17 protein-coding genes are annotated in these 23214 nt (G+C 66.1%); 10 read left to right on the top strand and 7 right to left on the bottom strand.

Annotation, left to right across the window (positions count from 1 at the left end; genetic code table 11):
- Window positions 1-9: 9 nt before the first annotated feature.
- The 3 genes from QX051_RS22175 (at window position 10) to QX051_RS22165 (ending at window position 5007) form a co-directional block, all read left to right on the top strand.
- Entirely contained in the window at window positions 10-978 is a 969-nt protein-coding gene (locus QX051_RS22175) for a zinc-binding dehydrogenase (RefSeq protein WP_315777584.1), read from the top strand.
- A 108-nt stretch (window positions 979-1086) separates the two neighbouring features.
- Window positions 1087-2475, top strand: coding sequence for a cation diffusion facilitator family transporter (locus QX051_RS22170; RefSeq protein WP_315777583.1), 1389 nt, complete (start codon window positions 1087-1089; stop codon window positions 2473-2475).
- 207 nt (window positions 2476-2682) lie between these two features.
- Window positions 2683-5007: a PAS domain-containing sensor histidine kinase gene (locus QX051_RS22165; protein WP_315777582.1), complete on the top strand. Its 2325-nt coding sequence runs from the start codon at window positions 2683-2685 to the stop codon at window positions 5005-5007.
- A 242-nt stretch (window positions 5008-5249) separates the two neighbouring features.
- Here QX051_RS22165 and QX051_RS22160 read toward each other — a convergent pair whose 3' ends face one another.
- Entirely contained in the window at window positions 5250-5396 is a 147-nt protein-coding gene (locus QX051_RS22160) for a hypothetical protein (protein WP_315739820.1), read from the bottom strand.
- Here QX051_RS22160 and QX051_RS22155 point away from each other — a divergent pair.
- Entirely contained in the window at window positions 5380-5892 is a 513-nt protein-coding gene (locus QX051_RS22155; protein WP_315777581.1) for an isoprenylcysteine carboxyl methyltransferase family protein, read from the top strand. The genes QX051_RS22160 and QX051_RS22155 overlap by 17 nt on opposite strands.
- 255 nt (window positions 5893-6147) lie before the next feature.
- On the top strand, window positions 6148-6489 hold the full coding sequence (locus tag QX051_RS22150) for an antibiotic biosynthesis monooxygenase (protein ID WP_315777644.1): 342 nt from the start codon (window positions 6148-6150) through the stop codon (window positions 6487-6489).
- Between the two features lie 200 nt (window positions 6490-6689).
- Here the strand turns inward: QX051_RS22150 and QX051_RS22145 are convergent, their stop codons facing one another.
- On the bottom strand, window positions 6690-7583 hold the full coding sequence (locus tag QX051_RS22145) for a LysR family transcriptional regulator (protein ID WP_315739822.1): 894 nt from the start codon (window positions 7581-7583) through the stop codon (window positions 6690-6692).
- A gap of 261 nt (window positions 7584-7844) precedes the next feature.
- Here QX051_RS22145 and QX051_RS22140 point away from each other — a divergent pair, with 261 nt between their 5' ends.
- Genes QX051_RS22140 through QX051_RS22120 form a run of 5 tightly spaced genes read left to right on the top strand, consistent with a single transcriptional unit; the run spans window position 7845 to window position 13859 of the window.
- Window positions 7845-8321, top strand: a complete 477-nt coding sequence (locus QX051_RS22140; RefSeq protein WP_315739931.1) for a formate dehydrogenase subunit gamma — start codon at window positions 7845-7847, stop codon at window positions 8319-8321.
- Window positions 8318-9874 carry an NADH-quinone oxidoreductase subunit NuoF gene (locus QX051_RS22135; protein WP_315739823.1) on the top strand — a complete coding sequence of 519 codons (1557 nt, stop codon included), beginning with the start codon at window positions 8318-8320 and terminating at the stop codon, window positions 9872-9874. The genes QX051_RS22140 and QX051_RS22135 overlap by 4 nt, the downstream gene beginning before the upstream one ends.
- 23 nt (window positions 9875-9897) lie before the next feature.
- Window positions 9898-12777 carry a formate dehydrogenase subunit alpha gene (gene fdhF, locus QX051_RS22130; RefSeq protein ID WP_315777580.1) on the top strand — a complete coding sequence of 960 codons (2880 nt, stop codon included), beginning with the start codon at window positions 9898-9900 and terminating at the stop codon, window positions 12775-12777.
- A gap of 1 nt (window position 12778) precedes the next feature.
- Window positions 12779-13627 (top strand): formate dehydrogenase accessory sulfurtransferase FdhD, encoded by an 849-nt coding sequence (gene fdhD / locus QX051_RS22125; protein ID WP_315777579.1) that lies wholly within the window; start codon window positions 12779-12781, stop codon window positions 13625-13627.
- Window positions 13617-13859 (top strand): formate dehydrogenase subunit delta, encoded by a 243-nt coding sequence (locus QX051_RS22120; protein ID WP_315777578.1) that lies wholly within the window; start codon window positions 13617-13619, stop codon window positions 13857-13859. Before fdhD ends, QX051_RS22120 begins: the two co-directional genes overlap by 11 nt.
- Before the next feature lie 33 nt (window positions 13860-13892).
- Here QX051_RS22120 and QX051_RS22115 read toward each other — a convergent pair whose 3' ends face one another.
- From QX051_RS22115 to QX051_RS22095, 5 genes are all read right to left on the bottom strand, one after another.
- Window positions 13893-16850, bottom strand: a complete 2958-nt coding sequence (locus tag QX051_RS22115; protein WP_315777577.1) for a bifunctional [glutamine synthetase] adenylyltransferase/[glutamine synthetase]-adenylyl-L-tyrosine phosphorylase — start codon at window positions 16848-16850, stop codon at window positions 13893-13895.
- A complete protein-coding gene (locus QX051_RS22110; RefSeq protein WP_315716154.1) occupies window positions 16847-18307 on the bottom strand; it encodes a sensor histidine kinase in 1461 nt (486 codons plus the stop codon). Before QX051_RS22110 ends, QX051_RS22115 begins: the two co-directional genes overlap by 4 nt.
- Complete coding sequence (locus tag QX051_RS22105) at window positions 18291-18971, bottom strand: response regulator transcription factor (RefSeq protein ID WP_315739932.1); 681 nt, start codon at window positions 18969-18971, stop codon at window positions 18291-18293. Before QX051_RS22105 ends, QX051_RS22110 begins: the two co-directional genes overlap by 17 nt.
- Window positions 18972-19230: 259 nt before the next feature.
- Window positions 19231-20814 carry a Do family serine endopeptidase gene (locus QX051_RS22100; RefSeq protein WP_315777576.1) on the bottom strand — a complete coding sequence of 528 codons (1584 nt, stop codon included), beginning with the start codon at window positions 20812-20814 and terminating at the stop codon, window positions 19231-19233.
- 1049 nt (window positions 20815-21863) lie between these two features.
- A complete protein-coding gene (locus QX051_RS22095; RefSeq protein ID WP_315777575.1) occupies window positions 21864-22730 on the bottom strand; it encodes a hypothetical protein in 867 nt (288 codons plus the stop codon).
- Between the last annotated feature and the right edge of the window lie 484 nt (window positions 22731-23214).

Raw genomic sequence — 23214 nt, 5'->3', positions numbered from 1 at the left:
TTCCTCGCGATGAAAGCCTATGTCTACGGCGCCCAGGGCGCCGCGATCACCGATATCGCCAAGCCCGCGCCGAAGGGCACGCAGGTCCTGGTGCGCGTGCGCGCCTGCGGCCTCAATCGCGCCGACCTCGGCATGACAAAGGGGCATGTGCATGGTGCCGCCGGCGGCGTCGGCACCGTGCTCGGCATGGAATGGGCCGGCGAGGTCGCCGAGCTCGGTCCCGACGCCAGGGGCGTCAAGATCGGCGACAAGGTCATGGGCTCGGGCAGCGCGGCGTTCGCCGAATACACCCTTGCCGACCATGGCCGCCTGTTCCACGCGCCGTCGAACATGAACTTCGACGAGGCCGCCACGTTCCCGATCGCGCTGACCACGATGCACAACGCCGTCGTCAGCAACGGCGCTTTGAAGCCGGGCCAGCGCGTGCTGGTGCAGGGCGCGAGCTCCGGCGTCGGCCTGATGGCGATGCAGATCGCAAAGCTCAAGGGCGCCTCGCTGGTGGTGGGCTCCTCGACCGATGCGATGCGCCGCCAACGGCTCAACGAGTTCGGCGCCGATCTCGCCATCGACTCCAGCGATCCCGCCTGGATCGATCAGGTGCTCCAGGCGACCAACGGCGAGGGCGTCGATCTGATCGTCGACCAGGTGTCGGGCAAGGTCGCCAATCAGAACCTCGCCGCGACCAAGGTCCTCGGCCGCATCGTCAATGTCGGCCGGCTCGGCGGCACCCATGGCGACTTCAACTTCGACCTCCACGCGGCGCGCCGCATCACCTATGTCGGCGTCACCTTCCGCACCCGTTCGATCGAGGAGATCCGTACGATCTTCGACGAGGTGAAAAAGGACATCTGGAGTGCGGTCGAGCAGCGCACGCTGCGGCTGCCGATCGACCGCGTCTTCGCCTTCGACGACATTGGCGCGGCGTTCGCGCACATGGAGGCGAACAAGCATCTCGGCAAGATCGTGGTGACCTTGTGAACGCAACCTTCTGAGATTTAGAAGCACTCGAAACAGCGCGCGCTCCACGCCCATTGACCGCGCGATCCCGGCTTTCATGGTGCGGCCTCGGCTGCTACATCCGCCGCCATGAGAGACGCCGCCCCCCATGTCGATTCCGGGAAAACCCGTGTCGCCGCGATCTCGATCGCGGCGAGCGCCAGCATGGCCGCGGCGAAGTTCGTCGTCGGCATCCTGATCGGCAGTCTCGCGCTCGTCTCCGAGGCGCTGCACAGCGCCGTCGACGTCGTCGCCACGGTGATCACCTGGATGGTGGTTCGGGTATCGGACCGGCCGGCCGACGACGAGCATCATTACGGCCACGGCAAGCTGGAGAGCCTGTCGGCGCTGGGCGTCATCGCCCTGCTCTACGTGCTGGCCGGCGGCGTGCTGGTGGAATCCGTCAGCCGGCTGCGCGAGGCGGCGGCGCCGCCGTCGCTGTCGGCGATTCCGTTCGTGGTGCTGCTGGTCGACATCGCCGTCAACTTCTGGCGCGCCCGCGCGCTGCACCGCGCCGCGCACGAGACCCACAGCCAGGCGCTCGCCGCCGACGCGCTGCATTTCGCCTCCGACGTGCTCGGCTCGATCGCCGTCATCGCCGGCCTCGTCCTCACCGCGCTCGGGTTCTGGTGGGGGGATTCCGCCGCCGCGGTCGCGGTCGCCCTGATGATCTCCGTGCTCGGCCTGCGGCTGGCGCGCTCCACCGTAGAAACACTGCTCGACCGCGCGCCAGAGGGTGCGGCCGAGAAGGCGCGCGCCGCGATCCGTTCGATCAATGGCGTCGTCGATGTCGAGCGGCTACGGGTCCGGCTCGTCGGCGCGACGCATTTCGTCGACGCCACGGTGCAGGTGCCGCGCACCTACCCGATCGACCGCGTGCACGAGATCAAGCGCGATGCGCAGGCCGCAGTCGATGCCAGCCTGTCCGGCGCCGACGTCACCTTCACGACGGTGCCGGTCGCGCTCAGCAACGAGAGCGTGCGCGAGCGCATCATGGTGATCGCGCGCAATTCCGGCCTCGCGATCCATCACGTCACCGTCCATGACGTCGGTGGCCGCCTGATCGTCGCGATCGACCTCGAGGTCGACGGCGACATGAGCCTGTTCGGAGCGCATGCCATCGCGCACGAGCTGGAGCGCAGCATCCGCGCCGAATTCGGCGCCGACGTCGAGGTCGACACCCATATCGAGCCGCTCGAGCCCGAGCTGCCATTCGGCGTCGATGCGCCGGCGCAGCGGATCGGCGAGATCGCCGAGGCCCTGCAGCGCCTCGCCGCCGAGACCGACATGTACGACGTGCACAATGTCCGCGTCCGCAACACCGAGGCCGGCGAGATCGTCAACTTCCACTGCCGCGCCGCACCGTCGATGAGCGTGCTGAAGGTGCACGACAATGTCGACCACATCGAGCGCGGGGTGCGTCGCGCCTTCCCGAGCGTCAAGCGCGTCATCAGTCACGCCGAGCCGCCGCACGGCTGAAGCATGAACGTCATGCTGCGTTCCCGCTTCGGACTCACTCTGCCGGCTTTTCGCCATGGCAATTCCGCATTGGATAAGATTTATTAGCTTTTGCCAAATCGTTGACTCTCGACAGCCCGACAAATCTGGATTCAAATCAACTTGATTCGGAAGCGGCTGGGGCTCTTTCGAAATTCGGGTATCCAAGAAGTTTCGGGGGTCTTCAGCATGGCGCGTGCGCATGCCGCGAACGCGTGCGTCCAATCTTCTGATTCCATCAAAGGGTTGGCGCAATCGATCGCGAAACCGGCCTATCAAAGGCTGCTGACTGCTGAGCCGGTATTGCGTCGTGCTGTCCCTACTTTGATCATCGCCTTTCTCGTCACCATCTGTCTCGGCGCCTTCGTCCAGGTGCTCGACCAGAGCCGTCAGAAGCGCGGCGCGACCAAGCGCGACCTGGCCGCGATCTCCGACCTGCTCGCCGACCGCATCGGTCATCTGGCGACGCGCCCGGATCGCATCGCCCACATCGAGCATCTGCAGAGCCTGCTGCCCGACCTGATCCCCGCCTGGGGAGCGGCGGCCGGACGCCACGTGATCGTCACCGGCGCCGACCACCGCATCCTGGCCCGGGTTCCGGTCGACGCAGCGCTCGGCGAGAACGACCGCATCCTCGATCTGATCTCGACCGCGCAGCTCTTGGCCACGCCCGGCCTGCAGGGCGCGGTCACCGAGATCACCTTGCCGAACGGCCGTCCGGCCTTCGCGGTGTCACAGTTGATCAAGGCGCTGCCCGGCCGCGTCGTCGTGATCCAGGAGAAGCTCGAGCCGATCTGGGGCTCGGACGCCGCGCTCTCGGTGACCTTGTCGGCGACGACGGGCTTTGTCGTTCTGATCCTGGGCTTCGCCTTCCACTGGCAGTCGACCCGCGCCCGCGAAGGCGACCTGATCAACGACGCGGTGCGTGGCCGCATCGACACCGCGCTCAACCGCGGCCGCTGCGGGCTGTGGGACTGGGACCTGTCGCGCGGGCGCATCTTCTGGTCGAACTCGATGTTCGCGATGCTCGGCCTCGAAAATCGCACCGACCTCCTCACCTTCGGCGAGGTCAACGCGCTGGTGAACTCGGACGACATCGACCTGTTCGCGATCGCCGACCAGCTCGTCGCCGGCGGCATCCACCAGATCGACCAGAGCTTCCGGATGCGCCACACCGAGGGCCACTGGATCTGGCTCCGGGTCCGTTGCGAGCTCAGCCAGGGCACCTCCGACTCCGGCCTGCACCTGATCGGCATCGCGGTCGACGTCACCGAACAGAAGAGCCTGGTCGAGAAGACCGTCGAGGCCGACCTCCGCCTGCGGGACGCGATCGAGACGATCTCGGAAGCCTTCGTGCTGTGGGACGCCAACAACCGGCTCGTGCTGTGCAACTCGCATTTCCAGAAGCTGCACAAGCTGCCGGACTCCGCCGTGATCCCCGGCACCTCCTACGAGACCGTCATCGAGGTCGGCAAGATGCCGGAGATCCGCACCCGGCTGCACGACCACAGCCAGCAGGCGCCGGGCGGGCGCACCTTCGAGGCCCAGCTCGACGACGGCAGTTGGCTGCACATCTCCGAGCGCCGCACCAAGGACGGCGGCTACGTCTCGGTCGGCACCGACATCACCCGCATCAAGGAGCACGAGCAGAAGCTCGTCGACAACGACCTGCGGCTGCGCGCCACCGTGATCGACCTGCAGCGCTCGCAGAGCGCGCTGGAGCGCCAGGCGATCGAGCTCGCCGACCTCGCCGAGAAGTACTCGCAGGAAAAGACCCGCGCCGAGGAAGCCAACCAGACCAAGTCGAAATTCCTCGCCAACATGAGCCACGAGCTGCGCACGCCGCTCAACGCCATCATCGGCTTCTCCGAGATCATGGGCAGCGGCATGTTCGGCTCGCTCGGCTCAGAGAAGTATCAGGAGTACTGCCACGACATCCTGACCTCTGGTCAGTATCTGCTCGAAGTAATCAACGACATCCTCGACATGTCGAAGATCGAGGCCGGCCGCATGAAGCTCGACATGGAGCCGCTGGACCTCGCCAAGACGCTGGCCGAATCCCTGCGCGTCGTCTCCGGCCGCGCCCAGGACAAGAGCCTCGTGCTCGACGCCGACATCGGAGGCAGCATCCCCGTCGTCGCCGACCGCCGCGCCACCAAGCAGATCATGGTCAACCTGCTGTCCAACGCGGTGAAGTTCACCCCCGAAGGCGGCCGGGTCACGATGCGCAGCCGCGTGTTCGAGGACAAGGTCGTGCTCATCATCGCCGACACCGGCATCGGCATCCCCGCCCAGTCGCTGGCGCGGCTTGGCCGACCGTTCGAGCAGGTCGAGAGCCAGATGACCAAGACCTATCACGGCTCCGGCCTGGGGCTCGCGATCGCCCGCTCGCTGGCCCAGCTGCACGGCGGCTCGATGCGGCTGCGCTCGCGGCTGGAGTTCGGCACCGTGGTCCGCGTCACCCTGCCCCGCGACGCCCATAAGGCAACAGCGAGCATCTCCGTCGCGGCATGAGTTGCGTGCGTGGTGCCGTAGGGTGGGCAAAGGCGCGCCCGCGAGACGCGCGTTGAGCTGTGCTCTCTCGCGCGCCGTGCCCACCGATGTTCGCGACGCAGACGGTGGGCACGCGCCGCCCTGCGGGCGGCTCTTTGCCCACCCTACGCCAGCTACAAAAACGTCGTCGTGCACGGCTGCATCGACAAAGACCGCTGTCGTCCCAGCAACCTCTCGCGGTACATGACGCCCAAGGTCTGCAATCAGCTGCCCTTTTCGCCGCGTGCGCTGACATCGGCCTCGCACTTAGTAAGCAACATTAGCAGAATGTGGTATTGACGCACCTGCGCATCGGCAACTAAGGCAATCGCTCCGAAATCTGGAGTGCCGAGCGTGATCATCGCCTTCATTGTCGCCGCCTTTGCCTATCGTTTCGCCATGCTCGCCGTCTCGATCCGCAACGAGAAGCGGCTGCGCGCCAACGGCGCGACCGAATACGGAGAATCGGTTTCGCGCTGGCTTGCGATCGCCCATGTCGCCTTCTACCTCGCCGCGACGACCGAGGGCCTTGTCCGCGACGCCCCGGTCGACGCCGTCAGCATCACGGGGTTCGTGATCTATCTGTTCGGTGCGGTGATGCTGTTCGTGGTGTCACGGCTGCTCGGCCGGTTTTGGACCGTCAAGCTGATGATCGCGCGGGATCATGCGCTGGTGACGCATCCGCTGTTCCGGATGGTCCGCCATCCCAACTACTTCCTCAACATCCTGCCCGAGCTGATCGGCTACGCCCTGACGCTGCACGCCTATGTCACGCTCGTGGTCGGCATGACCATCTATGCCGTGCCGCTCGTCTTGCGCATCCGGCAGGAGGAGAAAGTGATGCGGGAGAGGTTTGCGGGCTATTAGTCCTGCCACGCCACGATCACCCTCAATTCGGCGGGCGTCAATGGGAGGGCGCGAAGCGGCCTCGCTGACGATGGAAGCTGGAATCTCCATATGGTTCGGGACGGCGGATTCCGGGTTCAAGGCCTATAGGTCTTGCCCCGGAATGATGGTGGCTGTCTGACACGTCGGTCGCAGAAAGCGCAATTTTGACCAAGTGCACTGCCACCGGCCTGTGCGAGTTCTCGGGTGAACATCGTCACGACGGAGGACGATCAGATGCTGAAGCGTATATGGCGCGGCTGGACCAGGGCGGCGGATGCCGACGCCTATGAGGAGCTGCTGAGGTCGACAATCTTTCCGGCCATTGTGGATCAGGCAATCGAAGGATTTCTAGGCATCGAGCTGCTGCGCAGACCGCTGGAGGCCGAGGTCGAATTCGTGACGATCATGACCTTCGTCGATCAGGCGGCGGTGGTTCGATTTGCGGGTCCGGCGCATGACACGGCGGTGGTGCCGCCCGCGGCGCGGAAGCTGCTCAGCCGCTATGACAGCCATGCCGCGCATTATGAGCTGAAGACCACGCGCCACGCGCAAGGTCAGGGTTCCCCAACCGCATAAGAGCCCGAAGTCTGCCGATGACGCCAGCGAGGTCGGTGACGACGCCGACCGTCGCCACGGCAGCAACCTGATTGCCTCGTTGCGCTCGCAATGACGAGAGGAGGCAATTTGCGCCGTCATGGTGAGCGCAATCCAGGCCATTGTTCACCGCCGGTGGTGAGACACGGCGTCAGCGGCAACTCAGCTGCCGGACATGCGCCTCACGCCTGCAGGCTCGGTGCGACCTCGCGCGCGACCTGCACCAGGGCTGCGATCAGCGGCGTCATCGGGTCACGCTGCGGGATGACGAGACCGATCTGGTAGTTGATCACGGGATCGATGATCGGGATCGAGCGCACCTTGTCGGCGAGGCCGAGCGTCTCGGCAAGCTTGGCCGGCATGACACTGGCCCAGCGGCCGGTCTTCACATGGGTGTAGAGCACGAGCAGCGAGTTCGAGGTGAGCGTTGGCGTGACGTCGTTACCGGCGGCGCGCAGCGCGCGATCGATGATGCGGCGGTTCTGCATGTCCGGCGTCAGCAGGCACAGCGGCACCTGCCCGACCTCCTGCCAAGTCACCTGCTCGCGATCGCCGAACATCGCGTCGGGCGCGGTCAGCAGGCGGTAGCTTTCGTTGTAGAGCGGGATGGTGCGGACACGGCCGATCGGCTCGTTCTCGATGTAGGTCAGGCCGGCATCGACCTCGAGATTCTCCAAGAGGCCGAGCACGTCGGCCGACGTGCACGACATGATGCGGAACCGGACCTCCGGATGCTTGGCGCGGAACGGCGTCGTCAGCGAGGCCACCATGCCGAGCACGGTCGGCACCGCCGCGATGCGGATCTCGCCCGACAGCTTGTCCTTGAGGCCGTTGATCTCCTGGCGCATCGCCCGGAAGTCGCCGACGATCCGGCGCGCCCAATCCAGCGTTCGCTCGCCTTCGGGCGTGAACCCCTGGAACCGCGATCCCCGCTGCACCAGCATGACGCCGAGGATCTCCTCCAGCTGCTTGATGCTGGTCGACATGGTCGGCTGGGTGACACCGCACGCCTCCGCCGCCCGGCCAAAATGACGCTCCTTGGCCAACGCCAGCAGCAGTTCGAGCTTGTCGATCAAGAGGTCGGCCTTCCAGCGGTTGAACGGCCCGGTTCCGCACGTTTTCGGCGTTGCCAGCCATGGTGAAACCCTATCACGACGAGGGGGGCGCCGACATGGTAAAACACGCCGCAGCCCTGTCGCGCGAACGCCTGTTTTTCGTCAACTTCTAGCTATCTCTCGATTGCGTTTCGCTATCGCAGCACGGGACTGCTTTATTGATATCTCGAGCAATTCCAATTTGGATGTGCGAAACGCTTGCAACGCAGAATCGGGATCAGGATGACGCCGGTGTACGAAAGTTGGGACGCGGCGCGCGGCGCCGAGATCATCGCCGAACATAGCAGCATGGAGGGCGCAACCTTGCCCATCCTCCATGCGTTGCAGGAGACGTTCGGCTACGTGCCGGAGGATGCCATTCCGATGATCGCGTCCGCCCTGAACCTGTCGCGCGCCGAGGTTTACGGCGTGTTCACGTTCTACCATGATTTCCGCGCCAAGAAGGCCGGTCGTCACGTGCTGAAGCTGTGCCGCGCCGAAGCCTGCCAGGCCGCCGGCGGTGATGCGCTCGCGGCGCGCGCCGAGGCCAAGCTCGGCGTCGCCCTCGGCAACACCACGGCTGACGAGCGCGTCACGCTCGAGCCGATCTACTGTCTCGGCCTGTGCGCAACCGCGCCGTCGGCCATGCTCGATGGACGCCTGGTCGGCCGGCTCGACGAAGCCCGGATCGATGCTCTCGTCTCGGAGGCCCAGCGATGAGCGTGCGTCTTTTTGTCCCGTGTGATGCCGGCGCGCTCGCTGTCGGCGCCGATGAGGTCGCGCAGGCGCTGCACAAGGCGGCGCTGGAGCGCAATGTCGACATCGAAATCGTCCGCAACGGCTCGCGTGGGTTGTACTGGCTGGAGCCGCTGGTCGAACTGGAGACGGCGCAGGGCCGCTTCGGCTTCGGTCCGGTGACAGCCGACGACGTGCCGTCGCTGCTCGACGCCATCATCGCCGACAAGTCGCACAAGCTCTCGCTCGGCCTGACCGAGGAGATCCCGTGGCTGAAGCGGCAGACCCGCCTCACCTTCGCCCGCTGCGGCATCGTCGATCCGCTGTCACTCGAGGACTATCGCGCCCATGGCGGCTACAAGGGCCTGACGCGCGCGCTGACGCTGTCGCCGGATGCGGTCATTGCCGAGGTCACGACGTCGGGCCTGCGCGGCCGCGGCGGCGCCGGCTTCCCGACCGGCATCAAGTGGAAGACGGTGGCGCAGACGGCGGCCGACCGCAAATACGTCATCTGCAATGCCGACGAGGGCGACAGCGGCACCTTCGCCGACCGTATGCTGATGGAAGGCGATCCCTTCGTGCTGATCGAAGGCATGACCATCTGCGGCATCGCGGTGGGCGCCACCAAGGGCTACATCTACACGCGCTCCGAATATCCGCACGCGATCGCCACCATGACCAAGGCGATCGACATCGCCCGGAAGGCCGGCCTGCTCGGCGACAAGATCGCCGGCTCCAACCACACCTTTGATCTCGAGGTGCGCACCGGCGCCGGCGCCTATGTTTGCGGCGAAGAGACCGCGCTGATGGAAAGCCTCGAAGGCAAGCGCGGACTGGTTCGCGCCAAGCCGCCGCTGCCCGCCCATCATGGGCTGTTCGGCAAGCCGACCGTGGTCAACAACCTGCTATCGTTCGCCGCGATCCCCTTCATCCTCAATGAAGGCGCCAAGGCCTATGCCGATTTCGGCATGGGGCGCTCGCGCGGCACGATGCCGATCCAGATCGCCGGCAACGTCAAGTTCGGCGGGCTGTTCGAGACCGCGTTCGGCATCACGCTGGGCGAACTCGTCGACGACGTCGGCGGCGGCACCCTCACTGGCCGCCCTGTCCGCGCGGTGCAGGTCGGCGGGCCGCTCGGCGCCTACTTCCCGCGTGCGCTGTTCGACACGCCGTTCGACTACGAGGCGTTCGCGGCCAAGGACGGCCTGATCGGCCATGGCGGCATCGTCGTGTTCGACGACACCGTCGACATGTCGAAGCAGGCACGCTTCGCAATGGAGTTCTGCGCCATCGAATCCTGCGGCAAGTGCACGCCGTGCCGCATCGGCTCGACCCGCGGCGCCGAGACCATCGACAAGATCCGCCGCGGCGAGCGCGTCGCCGAGAATATCGCTCTGGTCGAGGACCTCTGCGGCACTATGAAGCTCGGCTCGCTGTGCGCACTTGGCGGCTTCACGCCCTACCCTGTGCTATCAGCGCTCAGGCACTTCCGCGAAGATTTCGGACCCCAGCAGCCGCGCCTGCAGGCCGCGGAATAGGCTATCGGGAAAGGACACCGACCATGTCGCTCATCCACGAAACCGATTACGGCACGCCCCGCTCCAAGTCCGAGACGATGGTCACGCTCACCATCGACGGTCAGAGCATCACCGTTCCCGAAGGCACCTCGATCATGCGCGCGGCCATGGAGGCCGGCACGCAGATCCCGAAGCTGTGCGCGACCGACATGGTCGATGCGTTCGGCTCCTGCCGCCTCTGCCTCGTCGAGGTCGAAGGCCGTGCCGGCACCCCGGCCTCCTGCACCACACCGGTGGCCGCGGGCCTCGTCGTCCACACCCAGACCGAGCGGCTGAAGAAGCTGCGCAAGGGCGTGATGGAGCTCTACATCTCCGACCATCCGCTCGACTGTCTGACCTGCGCCGCGAATGGCGATTGCGAGCTGCAGGACATGGCCGGCGCGGTCGGCCTGCGCGACGTCCGCTACGGCAACCAGGGTGAGAACCACGTGTTCGCCGACGCCTGCGGCGAGGCCAATCCGGCCTGGCTGCCGAAGGACGAATCGAACCCCTATTTCACCTACGATCCATCCAAGTGCATCGTCTGCTCGCGCTGCGTCCGTGCCTGCGAGGAGGTCCAGGGCACGTTCGCGCTGACCATCTCCGGCCGCGGCTTCGACAGCCGGGTGTCGCCGGGCATGAGCGAGAGCTTCCTCGGCTCGGAATGCGTGTCCTGCGGCGCCTGCGTGCAGGCCTGCCCGACCGCGACCCTGACCGAGAAGAGCGTGATCGAGATCGGCCAGCCCGAGCATTCCGCCGTCACCACCTGCGCCTATTGCGGCGTCGGCTGCACCTTCAAGGCCGAGATGCGCGGCGAAGAAGTCGTGCGCATGATGCCCTACAAGGACGGCAAGGCCAATCGCGGCCATTCCTGCGTCAAGGGCCGCTTCGCCTATGGCTATGCGACCCACAAGGAGCGCATCCTCAAGCCGATGATCCGCGAGACCATCGACCAGCCCTGGCGCGAGGTCTCCTATGACGAGGCCTTCAAGTTCGCAGCCGACAAGCTGCGCGGCATCCAGGCAAAGCATGGCCGCGACTCGATCGGCGGCATCACCTCGTCCCGCTGCACCAACGAAGAGACCTATCTGGTGCAAAAGCTGATCCGCGCCGGCTTCGGCAACAACAATGTCGACACCTGCGCCCGCGTCTGCCACTCGCCGACCGGCTACGGCCTTGCCACCACCTTCGGCACCTCCGCCGGCACGCAGGACTTCGACTCGGTCGAGGACAGCGACGTCATCATGGTGATCGGCGCCAACCCGACCGATGCGCATCCGGTGTTCGGCTCGCGCATGAAGAAGCGGCTGCGCGAGGGCGCCAAGCTGATCGTCGTCGATCCGCGCAAGATCGACCTCGTGAAGTCGGCGCACATCAAGGCGGACTATCATCTGCCACTGCTGCCCGGCACCAACGTCGCCATCCTGACCGCGCTGGCGCATGTCATCGTTACCGAAGGCCTCGTCAACGAGACCTTCGTGCGCGAGCGCTGCGACTGGAGCGAATTCCAGGACTGGGCCGAGTTCGTCGCGCTGGAGAAGAACAGCCCGGAGGCGGTCGCCGGGATCACCGGCGTCGATGCCGAGACCATCCGCGGCGCGGCCCGGCTCTACGCCAAGGGCGGCAACGGCGCGATCTATTACGGCCTCGGCGTGACCGAGCACAGCCAGGGCTCGACCACGGTGATCGCGATCGCCAACCTCGCGATGGCGACCGGCAATATCGGCCGCCGCGGCGTCGGTGTGAACCCGCTGCGTGGCCAGAACAACGTGCAGGGCTCGTGCGACATGGGCTCGTTCCCGCACGAGCTGCCGGGCTACCGGCACATCTCGGGCGACGCCGTGCGCGACCAGTTCGAGGCGATGTGGAACGTCAAGCTCAACCCTGAGCCGGGCCTGCGCATCCCGAACATGTTCGACTCCGCGATCGAAGGCACCTTCATGGGCCTCTACGTGCAGGGCGAGGACATCCTGCAGTCGGATCCCAACACCACGCATGTGGTGCAGGCGCTGTCGTCGATGGAATGCGTCATCGTCCAGGACCTGTTCCTGAACGAGACCGCCAACTACGCCCACGTGTTCCTGCCCGGCTCGACCTTCCTGGAGAAGGACGGCACCTTCACCAACGCCGAGCGCCGCATCCAGCGCGTGCGCAAGGTGATGAGCCCGCGCAACGGCCTCGCCGATTGGGAGGTCACGATCGGTCTCGCCAAGGCGATGGGCTTCGAGATGAAGTACAACCATCCGTCCGAGATCATGGACGAGATCGCGGCGTTGACGCCGACCTTTGCCGGCGTTTCCTACCAGAAGCTCGAGGAGATGGGCTCGGTGCAGTGGCCCTGCAACGAGAAGTTCCCCGAGGGCTCGCCGATCATGCATGTCGACGGCTTCGTCCGCGGCAAGGGCAAGTTCGTGGTCACCGAGTATGTCGCGACCGACGAGCGCACCGGCCCGCGCTTCCCGCTGCTGCTGACCACCGGCCGCATTCTGTCGCAGTACAATGTCGGCGCTCAGACAAGGCGCACCGACAACGTGGTGTGGCATGGCGAGGACGTGCTGGAGATCCATCCGCACGACGCTGAGCAGCGCGGCATCCGCGACGGCGACTGGGTGCGGCTGACCAGCCGCGCCGGCGAGACCACGCTGCATGCGCTGATCTCCGAGCGCGTGGCGCCGGGGGTGGTCTACACCACCTTCCACCACCCGCTGACCCAGGCCAACGTCATCACGACAGACTATTCGGACTGGGCGACCAACTGTCCGGAGTACAAGGTCACGGCGGTGCAGGTGTCGCAGTCCAACGGCCCGTCGGACTGGCAGAAGGCCTATGACGAGCAGGCCCGCAACTCGCGTCGCATCGCCCCGATCGTGGAGGCGGCGGAGTAGCATGACCGATGCAGTGCGCATCGCGGATCGTCTGATCTGGCGCGACGGAACCCTCACCGAGGGCCACCGCCGCGTGCCGGAGGAGACCGCGGTCGCGCTGACCTATAATGGCGGCACCCAGGCCGTCATGATGGCGACCCCGCAGGATCTCACCGACTTCGCCATCGGCTTCAGCCTCAACGAGGGCATCATCGCCAGCCGCGACGACATCATCTCGCTCGATGTCGTCGAGCTCACCGACGGCATCGAGCTCAGGATGTGGCTGCCGCCGGAGCTTGCTGCGCGCATGGCAGAGCGCCGGCGCAGCCTCGCCGGTCCCACCGGCTGCGGACTGTGCGGCATCGACTCCATCGCGGAAGCGGTGCGGCCGGTGGCGCGCGTGCCCGCGGGCCGGCGCTTCGCGCCGCGCGACGTCATGACCGCGCTCGCCGCGATCGAGCCGCTGCAGAAGCTCAATCGCGAGACCCGCGCCGTGCACGCCGCGGCGTTCTGGACGCCGGCGCGCGGCATCGTTGCGCTCCGCGAGGATGTCGGCCGCCACAATGCGCTCGACAAGCTCGCCGGCCACCTCGCGCAGGCGCGAAGCGTTGCGACCGAAGGCATCGTGCTCATGACGAGCCGCGTCTCCGTCGAGCTGGTGCAGAAGGCCGCGGCTATGGGCGCCCCCGTTCTGGTCGCAGTGTCAGCACCGACCGCGCTCGCCATCCGCATGGCCGAGTCCGCGGGGATCACGCTGATTGCGGTGGCCCGCAACGACGGCTTCGAAATCTTCACCCATCCCGACCGGATCGTCGCGAGCGCCGAGACCGGCGCGCGATCAACACAGACGGACAACACCCATGTCGCATAACCCCTCCGAGCGCCTCGTCTACATGGCCAACCAGATCGGCAAGTTCTTCCAGAGCCAGGGGCAGGAGAAGGAGGTCGCCGGCGTCGCCGAGCACATCAAGAAGTTCTGGGACCCGCGGATGCTCAAGACGATCTATGCGCATCACGACGCCGGCGGCGCCGGCCTCGACCCGGCGGTCAAGGAAGCGATCGGCCGGCTGAAGCAGGCGGCGGTCGCCAAGGAAAAGGCATAGGCGGCCGGCTGTCCTACCGCGCGCCTGGTCCGGTCATCCCTCCACGAGTGCGGTGAACACGCGCCGCACCTCGGTCTGCGTTTCGCGCAGCCTCGCCTCGAGCGCCGAGAAATCCGGCGCGTCGCCCGCCCGGGTCATCACCCGCAGCAGGTCCTCGCCGGCCTGATCCGGCTTGAACTTGTCGCTGACGCACAGCCGCACGATCTGCGTCAGATCGTGATACAGCCGCGCGGCCTGACGCAGGATCACGGCTTCAGCACGCGGCAGCACGCCGAGCCGCTCGGCATTGTCGAGCACCGCAAGCGTGCTGACATCGAGAATCTCCGGCGTCGTCGCGGCATGGACGAGCTGCAGATATTGCGCGACGAAGTCGATGTCGACCATGCCGCCGGCGGCGTGCTTGAGATCCCACAGATCGGCCTCGCCCTTCTCGGCGGCGATCGCGCGGCGCATGTCGGCGACGTCGCGCGCGATCGCGCTCCTGTCGCGCGGCCGGCGCAGCGCCGCCTGGATGATCTCCTCGATGTGCGCCCGAAACGCCGGCGACGCCGAGATCACCCGCGCGCGCGTCAGCGCCATGTGCTCCCAGGTCCACGCCTCCTGCTCCTGATAATGCGCGAAGGAATTGATGTGCGAGGCCAGCGGACCGGCGCGGCCCGACGGCCGCAGCCGCATGTCGATGTCGTAGAGCACGCCGTAATTGGTGCGCGACGTGAAAGCCGAAATCAGCCGCTGGGTGAAGCGTGCAAAATAATGCGCGCCCTGCAGCGAGCGCTCGCCGTCGGAATCCGGCGCGTCGGCATCGAAATCATACAGCAAAATCAGGTCGAGATCGGACGAGGCCGTCATCTCGCGCGCGCCGAGCCGCCCCATCGCGACGATCGCGGTCTCCTGGCCCTCGATGCGGCCATGCTGGGCGGCAAAGCGGTCGGTCACGAGATCATGCACCGTGTGCACGATGCCCTCGGCGACATCGGCGAACGCGGTGCCGGCCTGCTGCGCCGACACCGTCCCGGAGAGGATGCGCGTGCCGATCAGGAACAGGCTCTCCTGGCCGAACAGCCTGAGACGATCGAGAAACTCCTCATAGGTCCCGGCATCCTGCAGCGTCGACGCCAGCCGCTCCGACAATTCACGCCGGTCCGGGATGGCGCCGAAGAAGCGCGGATCGATCAGACCGTCCATCAGCCGCGGCTGCCGCGCCAGCATGTCGCCGAGCCGAGGCGCCGCCCCGAGCACGAGCGCGACGAGCGCCACGAGATCGCGGTTCTGCCCGAGCAGGGTGATCAGGCGGCCGCCGAGCTGCAGTGCCTGCAGGAAACGGTCGAAGGCGACGACCGCGCGATCCGGCTCGTCGGCATGGGCGAGGCCATCGATCAGCGCGGGCAGGAAATCCGTGAACGCGGTGCGCGTCGCATCGGTGCGGAACACGCGGTACTCGCCCGCGAGCCATTGCTGCAGGGTCTTGGCGACCATCACCGGATCGCGGAAGCCCAATCCGGCAAGATGCTCCATCAGGCGCGGCTCGTCGGGACCGGCGCCGTAGTTCACCGCCGGCAGGCTGACGGTGCCGGTGGGATCGCCCTCGAACAGCCGGGCGTAGTGTCCCTGCACGACGTCGAGATGGAACAGCAGATCGGTCGCGAACCGCTCGCGGCTGTCGTAGCCGAAAAAGCATGCGAAGCGGCTCACGCCCTCGATATCGTCGGGCAGGCTGTGGATCTGCTCGTCCGCCATCATCTGCAGCCGGTGCTCGACCCGGCGCAGGAACTCATAGGCCGTGGTGAGCTCGTCACGCGCCTGCTCCGTGATCCACTTGCTGGCGGTGAGCACGTCGAGCGCCTGCAGGGTCGGACGCACCCGCAGCTCGGGGTGTCTTCCACCGGCGATCAGTTGCTGGGTCTGGGCGAAGAACTCGATCTCGCGGATGCCGCCGCGCCCGACCTTGACGTTGTGGCCCTCGACCGCGATCTCGCTGTGGCCGCGATAGACCTGCATCTGCCGCTTCATGTCGTGGACGTCGGTCAGCGCCTGGAAGTCGAGATGCTTGCGCCACACGAAGGGCGACAGCTCGGCCAGCATCGCCTCGCCCGCGACCACGTCGCCGGCGCAGACCCGCGCCTTGATCATCGCGGCGCGTTCCCAGGTGCGGCCCTCGCGCTCGTAGTAATGCAGCGCCGCCTCGGTCGACATCGCCACCTGCGTCGAGGCCGGATCCGGCCGCAGCCGGAGATCGACTCGGAACACATAGCCGTCCGCGGTGCGGCTCTGCAGCAGCCGCGCCATCGCTTGCGTCACGCGGACGAAGAACGGCTGCGGCTCGATGTCGCGCGCCAGCGAATTGACCTCGGGGTCGAAGAACACGATCAGGTCGATGTCGCTCGAATAGTTGAGCTCGCCCGCGCCCATCTTGCCCATCGCGAGCACGAACAGGCCGCTGCCCTGCTCCGGATCGTCGGCATCAACGGGCGCAAGCCGGCCGCGCACCGTCTCCAGGCGCAGCAGATACCGCAGCGCCATCTGCACCGAGGACACCGCGACGTCGGTCAGCGCCGCCGTCACCTGCATCACCGGCCATACGCCGCCGATGTCGCACAGCGCGATCAGCAGCGCCGCCTCGGATTTCAGCCGCCGCAGCAGGCTCATCACCTCGGTTTCGCTGGAGGCGGCGAACACCTCGCGGCCGGTGCGGGCGATCAGCTCGGAAAGGTGCGCCTGCGGGTCGCAGCGCAAAAGACGGTCCAGGCGATGGCCATCGGCGCGGACGAGATCGAACAGATAGGGCGAGCACTCGGCAATCCCGAGCAGGATGGTTCGCGGCCAGCCGCCGGCGAGCAGCGCGCGGAGCGAGACGGCCAAGGACGGCTCAAGCTCGGCGAGCCACTCGTGGAGGCGGTGTTCGGCTTTGTCGGGCGCACGGACATGCGGGCCGGCAACGAAACGTTCGGCCAGCGTCTGCCCGTCCGCGTTTCCCGGCGCGGATGAGGTCATGCGGCCTTCTGTGGCACATCCTGCGCCGGCGCCGCAAGCTTCGCGGGCACGCCGGCACCGGCCGGCAGCACCAGCGTCGCGATCAGCCCCGGCCTGGCATCGGCGAGCCGGAGCTCGCCGCCATGCAGGGTCGCGACGGCGGACGCCAAGCTGAGACCGAGGCCGGACCCCGGCAAGGTGCGGGACGCCTCCAGCCGGACGAAACGCTCGACGGCGCGCTTGCGCTCGGCCTCGGGAATGCCCTCGCCATGATCGGTGACGCTGAGCAGCACCTGTCCGCCCTCGCGCCGCGCCTCGATCAGGATCTCGCGGCTATCAGCGGCGGCGGCGGCATCGAGCGGCAGCGCCGCCGGCTTGCCGTATTTGATCGCGTTCTCGACGAGATTGGCGAGCGCCTGGCTGATCAGCTCGCGATTGCCATGCACCGGCGCGGCCGCGGCCTTGACCCGCAAGGTCATCTCATTGTCCTCGGCCAGCGGCTCGTACAATTCGTGGATGCCGCCGGCAACCTCGGCCGCGTCGAACTCGACCATGTCGCCGCGCGCCTGCCCCGACTCCGCCCGCGCGATCATCAAGAGCGCGTTGAAGGTCCGGATCAGGCCGTCGGATTCCTCGATCGTGCGTTCCAGCGCGGCGCGATATTCGTCCTCGGAGCGCGACTTCGCCAGCGCCTCCTCGGCGCGGTTGCGCAGCCGCGTCAGCGGCGTCTTCAGGTCATGCGCGATGTTGTCGGAGACCTCCTTGAGGCCGGTCATCAGCGCCTCGATGCGCTCCAGCATCGCGTTGAGATTTTCGGCCAGGCGATCGAGCTCGTCGCCGCTGCGCCCGACCGGCAGACGGCCGGAGAGATCGCCATCCATGATCCGCCGCGTCGTGCCGGTCATGGCATCGATCCGGTGCAGCACGCGCCGCGCGACGAAGATGCCGCCGCCGATGCCGAGCACGACCACCACCAGCACCGACCATTGCGCCGCCTTGGCGACGATGCCGAACAGGCGGCGGCGCTCCTCGAGATCGCGGCCGATCAAAAGCCGAAAACCGCTGGAGAGCTGCGTGACATAGACCAGCGCGCGGTGGCTATGCTCGGTGCTGTCGTCGAGCCGCCGGTAGAACGTCTCCGACCAGCCGGACGAGCCCATCACGCCCGGCGCCAGCGAGCCGACATTGCCGGCGATCGCCTGCCCGGTCGGCGTGGTGATGAGATAGAGATTGGCGCCGGGCCGCAGCGCGCGGCTCTCGATCGCGCCGACGATTCCGCGCAGGCCCCAGCGGGCGAAGATGTCGGTCATCTCGCTGATTTCGGAGGTGACCGTGGTCGAGATCTGCTCGGTGATGAGGCGGCGGGTGTTCCAGGCGAAATAGCCGAGCAGCGAGGCGGCGAACAGCGCAAACAACAGCAGATAGACCAGCGTCAGCCGGAACGCCGTGGTGCGGATCAGCTTACCGAAGGCCGTCACGGATCATATACCCCGCGCCGCGGATGGTGTGGAGCAGCGGACGGTCAAACCCCTTGTCGATCTTGGAGCGCAGCCGCGAGATGTGGACGTCGATCACGTTGGTCTGCGGATCGAAGTGATAATCCCAGACGTTCTCGAGCAGCATCGTGCGCGTCACCACCTGCCCCGCGTGCTTCATCAGATATTCGAGCAGGCGGAACTCGCGCGGCTGCAGGGTGAGCTCGTCCTTGCCGCGCGCAACCCTGTGAGAAAGACGGTCGAGCTCGAGATCGCCGACCTTGTAGGTGGTCTCCTCGGCCGGTCCGCCATGGCGGCGCGACAGCACCTCGACGCGGGCGAGCAGCTCGGCAAAGGCGTAGGGCTTCGGCAGATAGTCGTCGCCGCCGGCGCGCAGGCCCTTGATGCGGTCATCGACCTGGCCGAGCGCCGACAGAATGAGCACCGGCGTCCGGTTGCCCTCGTCGCGCAGCGCGCCGATCAGCGACAGGCCGTCGCGCTTGGGCAGCATGCGGTCGACCACCAGCACGTCGTAATCCCCGCTTTCGGCCATGGCGAGCCCCTCCTCGCCGTCGCTGGCGAGGTCTGCGACATGTCCGACCTCGCGGAACGCCTTGACCAGATAGTCGGCGGACTCGCGGTCGTCTTCGATGATCAGGAGGCGCATTGCGGAAACGGGGGCGGTGGTCACGGTTGGTGTCCATCTACATGGACCGGCCGCGGTTTCCGTGCAAGGCGGCGTGGGCCCGGGGTTGATCGGCAGCAAAGTGGGCGGTGAGGTTGGGGGACCTCACCGCCCGAGTTCCTTCCGACGGAGGGGGGCGTTGTCCAACGGAAGGTCTGTGGGAGCGGAACTTTAAGCCCGCCCCAGGAAGAGCCGCCGACGCGGGGGCACTTGCCGGCGGCCTCCCATCTCGTAAGGGCTCTTAGCCCTTGGCCAGCGGCACCGCGACGAAGCGCGACTGGCCGCCGCTCTTCACACGCATCAGCACGCTGTTCTTGTTGTCGGCCTTCGCGGCGTTGATGGCCTCGCGGACGTCACCGGCCGAGGTCACCGACTTGCCCGCGACCTCCAGGATGACGTCGCCTTCCTTGAAGCCGCGATCGGCGGCCGCGCTCTTCGGATCGACCTCGGTGACGACGACGCCGTCCTTGCCGGCGCCGGCGACGCTCGAAGCGGGCGCGACGGTCATGCCGAGCTTCGGCACGTCGGCGCCGCGGGTCGGGCTCGCATTGTCGCCGCCGGTGTCGGCCTTGGCCTCGATCGTGTTCGGCAGCTTGCCGAGCGTCAGGTTGATGGTCTTCTCCTGGCCCTTCTGCAGGACGTTGAGCTTGACCGAGGCGCCCGGCGCAATGCCGCCGATGGTGCGGGCGAGCTCACGCGCGTCCTTCACCGGCTCGCCATTGACCGCCGTGATGACGTCGCCGGACTGGATGCCGGCCTTCGCCGCCGGACCGTTGGCCTGGGGCTCGGCGACCAGCGCGCCCTCGGCCTTCTTCATGCCGAGGCTGTCGGCGATGTCCTGCGTCACCGGCTGGATCTGCACGCCGATCCAGCCGCGGCTGACCGAGCCGCTGTCCTTGAGCTGCGCGATCACGCTCTTGACCGTGGAGGCGGGAATCGAGAACGCGATGCCGACGCTGCCGCCGGACGGCGAATAGATCGCGGTGTTGACGCCGACGACATTGCCGTCGACATCGAACGCCGGACCGCCGGAGTTGCCCTTGTTCACGGGGGCGTCGATCTGGATGAAATCGTCATAGGGGCCGTTGCCGATGTCGCGGCCCACGGCCGAGACGATGCCGGCCGTCACCGTGCCGCCGAGGCCGAACGGATTGCCGACCGCCAACACCCAGTCGCCGATGCGCGGCTTGCCGTCGGCGAGCTTGGCGAACGGGAAGTTGGTGCTGCCCTCGACCTTGATCAGCGCCAGATCCGTACGCTGGTCGGTGCCGATCACCTTGGCGCTGTAGGTCTTGCCGTCGTCGGTCGTCACCTCGACCTTGTTGGCGCCGTCGACCACGTGGTTGTTGGTCACGGCATAGCCGTCGGCGGAGATGAAGAAGCCGGAGCCCTGCCCGGTCACGGCGCGACCACCACCGCGGCCGCCGCGACCCGGCATGCCGGGAATGCCGTTCTCACCGCCGAAGCGGCGGAAGAAGCGCTCCATCGGCGAGCCCGGCTGGAACGGCGTATCGTCGTCGCTGTCGTCCTTGGCGACCTTCTCCGCGATGTTGACCTTGACCGAAATCACCGACGGCTTGACCCGCTCCACGATGTCGGCAAAGCCGACGGGGCGCGCGACCTTGCTGACCTCGTTGGCGACCTGCGCGTGCGCCGAGGTCGAGAACAGATCGACCGGCGCCCCCTGCGGCGACAGGCCATAGGCGGCGACGCCGAGGCCCGCGACCACGGAGGCCATCAGCGCGAACTTGCGCGCCGAGAACAGCCCGCGCCGGGGCTGGCGATAGGACGGAAGCGAGGACAGGTCGGTCGGACGGTCAGTCATACGGTTTTCTCCGCAAGCGATTTTGGTCAAGGTCTAAACTGGGGTCCCGGGCTGTGCGCCCCGTTCGCCAGTGAAGATGGGGGCCGCCGCCTTACGGCGTGCTGGCTGCGGCGTTAAACTTCTGTAATGGACGGACACGAACACTGCGGCGGAATGGCGCAGATGGTGGAGCGCGACGGAAAAGCCTTGCGAGACCAGGCGCTTGCCCACGTCCCGGCCGCCCCGTAGCGGCCATCATTTTGGCCGGTCCGACCAAAGTCGTAACCCCCGTAGGGCGGGTTAGCCGCAGGCGTAACCCGCCGCCTTTCCAACAGCCCCCGATCCAGCCGCCGCACATCCGCCCGCACCGGAGCCAGCCCCCGGCGGACTGCGCTTTCGCTAATCCGCCCTACCCGTCCGGTGCGCTCGCAATGACGCCCGGAGCAACTATCCTGATCCACACTATCAAACAGCATTTGGAGAAAACTAGCCGCGAGTCGAGCCTCCACATCCTCGCGACGCATCCCGCGCCCGAGCTATGCCCTTCAAACTCGCACCCTCACGTCGAGGGCACAGGGAAGGCCGGGCGCTGGCCGCGCCCGTGGCCCGCCTGCGGAAAAAATGCAGGCGGCAGGTACCACAGGTCTGGCCGAACACGCCCGGCCCTCCCTGTGCGATGGTGTTAACGATTATACGTGATCTCCCCGGGGACCGGCTGTCTTGCCCCCGTCACCGGCGGATCATCACCACCGGCTTGGCCGCAGCATCGGGCGACCAGGACCACACGATTTCCCGTCCGCGTTCCGCCGTTCGTCGGCGAGGCCAAACCCCGCTGCGGCAGCCCGCGTCCATCGCATTCCGAAACCCGCGTCCGTGACGATCGCGATACGCTCCCTCAGCGGAACGGAACGCGCGGAGGATAAGGGTGATTTGGGGTGGAGCGCAAGAGTATTTTTGATTTTCGGAATTCGTAGGCGGGTTTTCGGAAGGCGAGTGGTTTTAGCCGGCCACGACAGGAGAGCTGGAATGTACCTAAGCCACGGATCACATGCGCCAGAACAGCACACCCTTTACTTGGATAATTTCTTCGACGCCGCAGATGGCAGTTGAGGGTCCACCGCGATGTTGATGTGACGATACACGATGTTGCTCTCCCTGATGTCTTCCGGGACGTTAATTTGCTCTTTGGTTACAACCACCAAATAGCGATGGCTGGTCAGCTCCAATCCGCCGAGTATCCCGCCTCTATAGATTTCCGCTTGAGCCTTCGCTTCACGGTAGGCGCTATCTGCATTGCCAGCGGTCACTCGCTTCCATTCGGTCAATACAAACCCGAGTGAGAGAGGTGCTGCGTCAATCCGCAAAGGCTCTTGATAAACAAGGTCAGTTTGCCCTCCTGCCGTGGCACTCACCTTAAAAGCCCAAATGCCATGCCAAAGGAGATGGACCGAACCGAGCTTCTCGCACGCGGTTTCATGGTGCGAATGCGCCTTTTGCCACTTTGACCGATAGTCCTCGTCAGCAACGATTTGGCGTTGTAGGTGCAAAAACGCCAGCTCAGACGCAGATCGGAGTTGCTCAGTGTGATTGCTCAGCAAATACGTCAACTCCGCCTCGAAGGCGATGAGTTTCACGATGATAGTGCGAACGAGCAAAGCATCAGCTACAGAGTTCTCTTTAATCTGACGACCAGCGTCATCCTTAAATGCGTCTATGGCGAGAGTCGCGGTCACAGGTAGCAAGCTCTCGTAATCTTGCTGAAAGCTTTCGATTGAAACAAGAATGTCAGCACACTGACGTTGCAACTCCTTCTCTGCGCCATACGACGATTTGTTATTTGCTGCGAGGAACCGCGCGTGTGTTGCAGCCGCTCGCTCAAGACCATGAATACGAGCGGATATACATTTCCAAACGGAAATATAGGTCAGCGCGCTCATTATCTCCTCCACGGCTTCGTTTGAACCCACGAATGGGCGGCATGAATGTACGCACGATTTCACCAAAAGAACAGCGAGCGTGGCCCCATCCGCGTGGCGATATCCGGGGTCAACACGGCTAGCGTGTACGAACGCGGATGTCGGCATTACTCGTCCAAACTAGTGCGCTGAACTCATCGTAAATGAATCTAAACTCGCAGGTACAGCGCTCGTGGCCCATCCGTCGAGACGCCCACCCGCGGCGGGCTCCTCAAGAAGAGGTTCAAAACGCCGCGAACTCTTAATCCTCATGGTGAGTAGCAAGCGTAGCTCGGATGGGCGCAGCGATATCCGGAGTCATCTCTAGAGCTGGTGCAATCCCGGATGTCCTGCACTCATGCGGGCTACGGGACGGACCGCCCCATCGGTGGTGCGTAGGGCGGCTTAGCCGCAGGCGTAAGCCGCCGCGATCCGAGCTCGGTCTGCAGTGGCGGATTACGCTGCG

Origin of the sequence: Bradyrhizobium sp. SZCCHNR1053 (assembly GCF_032381235.1) — a bacterium.
Taxonomy (GTDB): Bacteria; Pseudomonadota; Alphaproteobacteria; order Rhizobiales; family Xanthobacteraceae; genus Bradyrhizobium.
The sequence above is the reverse complement of the archived record's forward strand: the minus strand, read 5'-3'. Positions and strand labels throughout refer to the sequence as shown.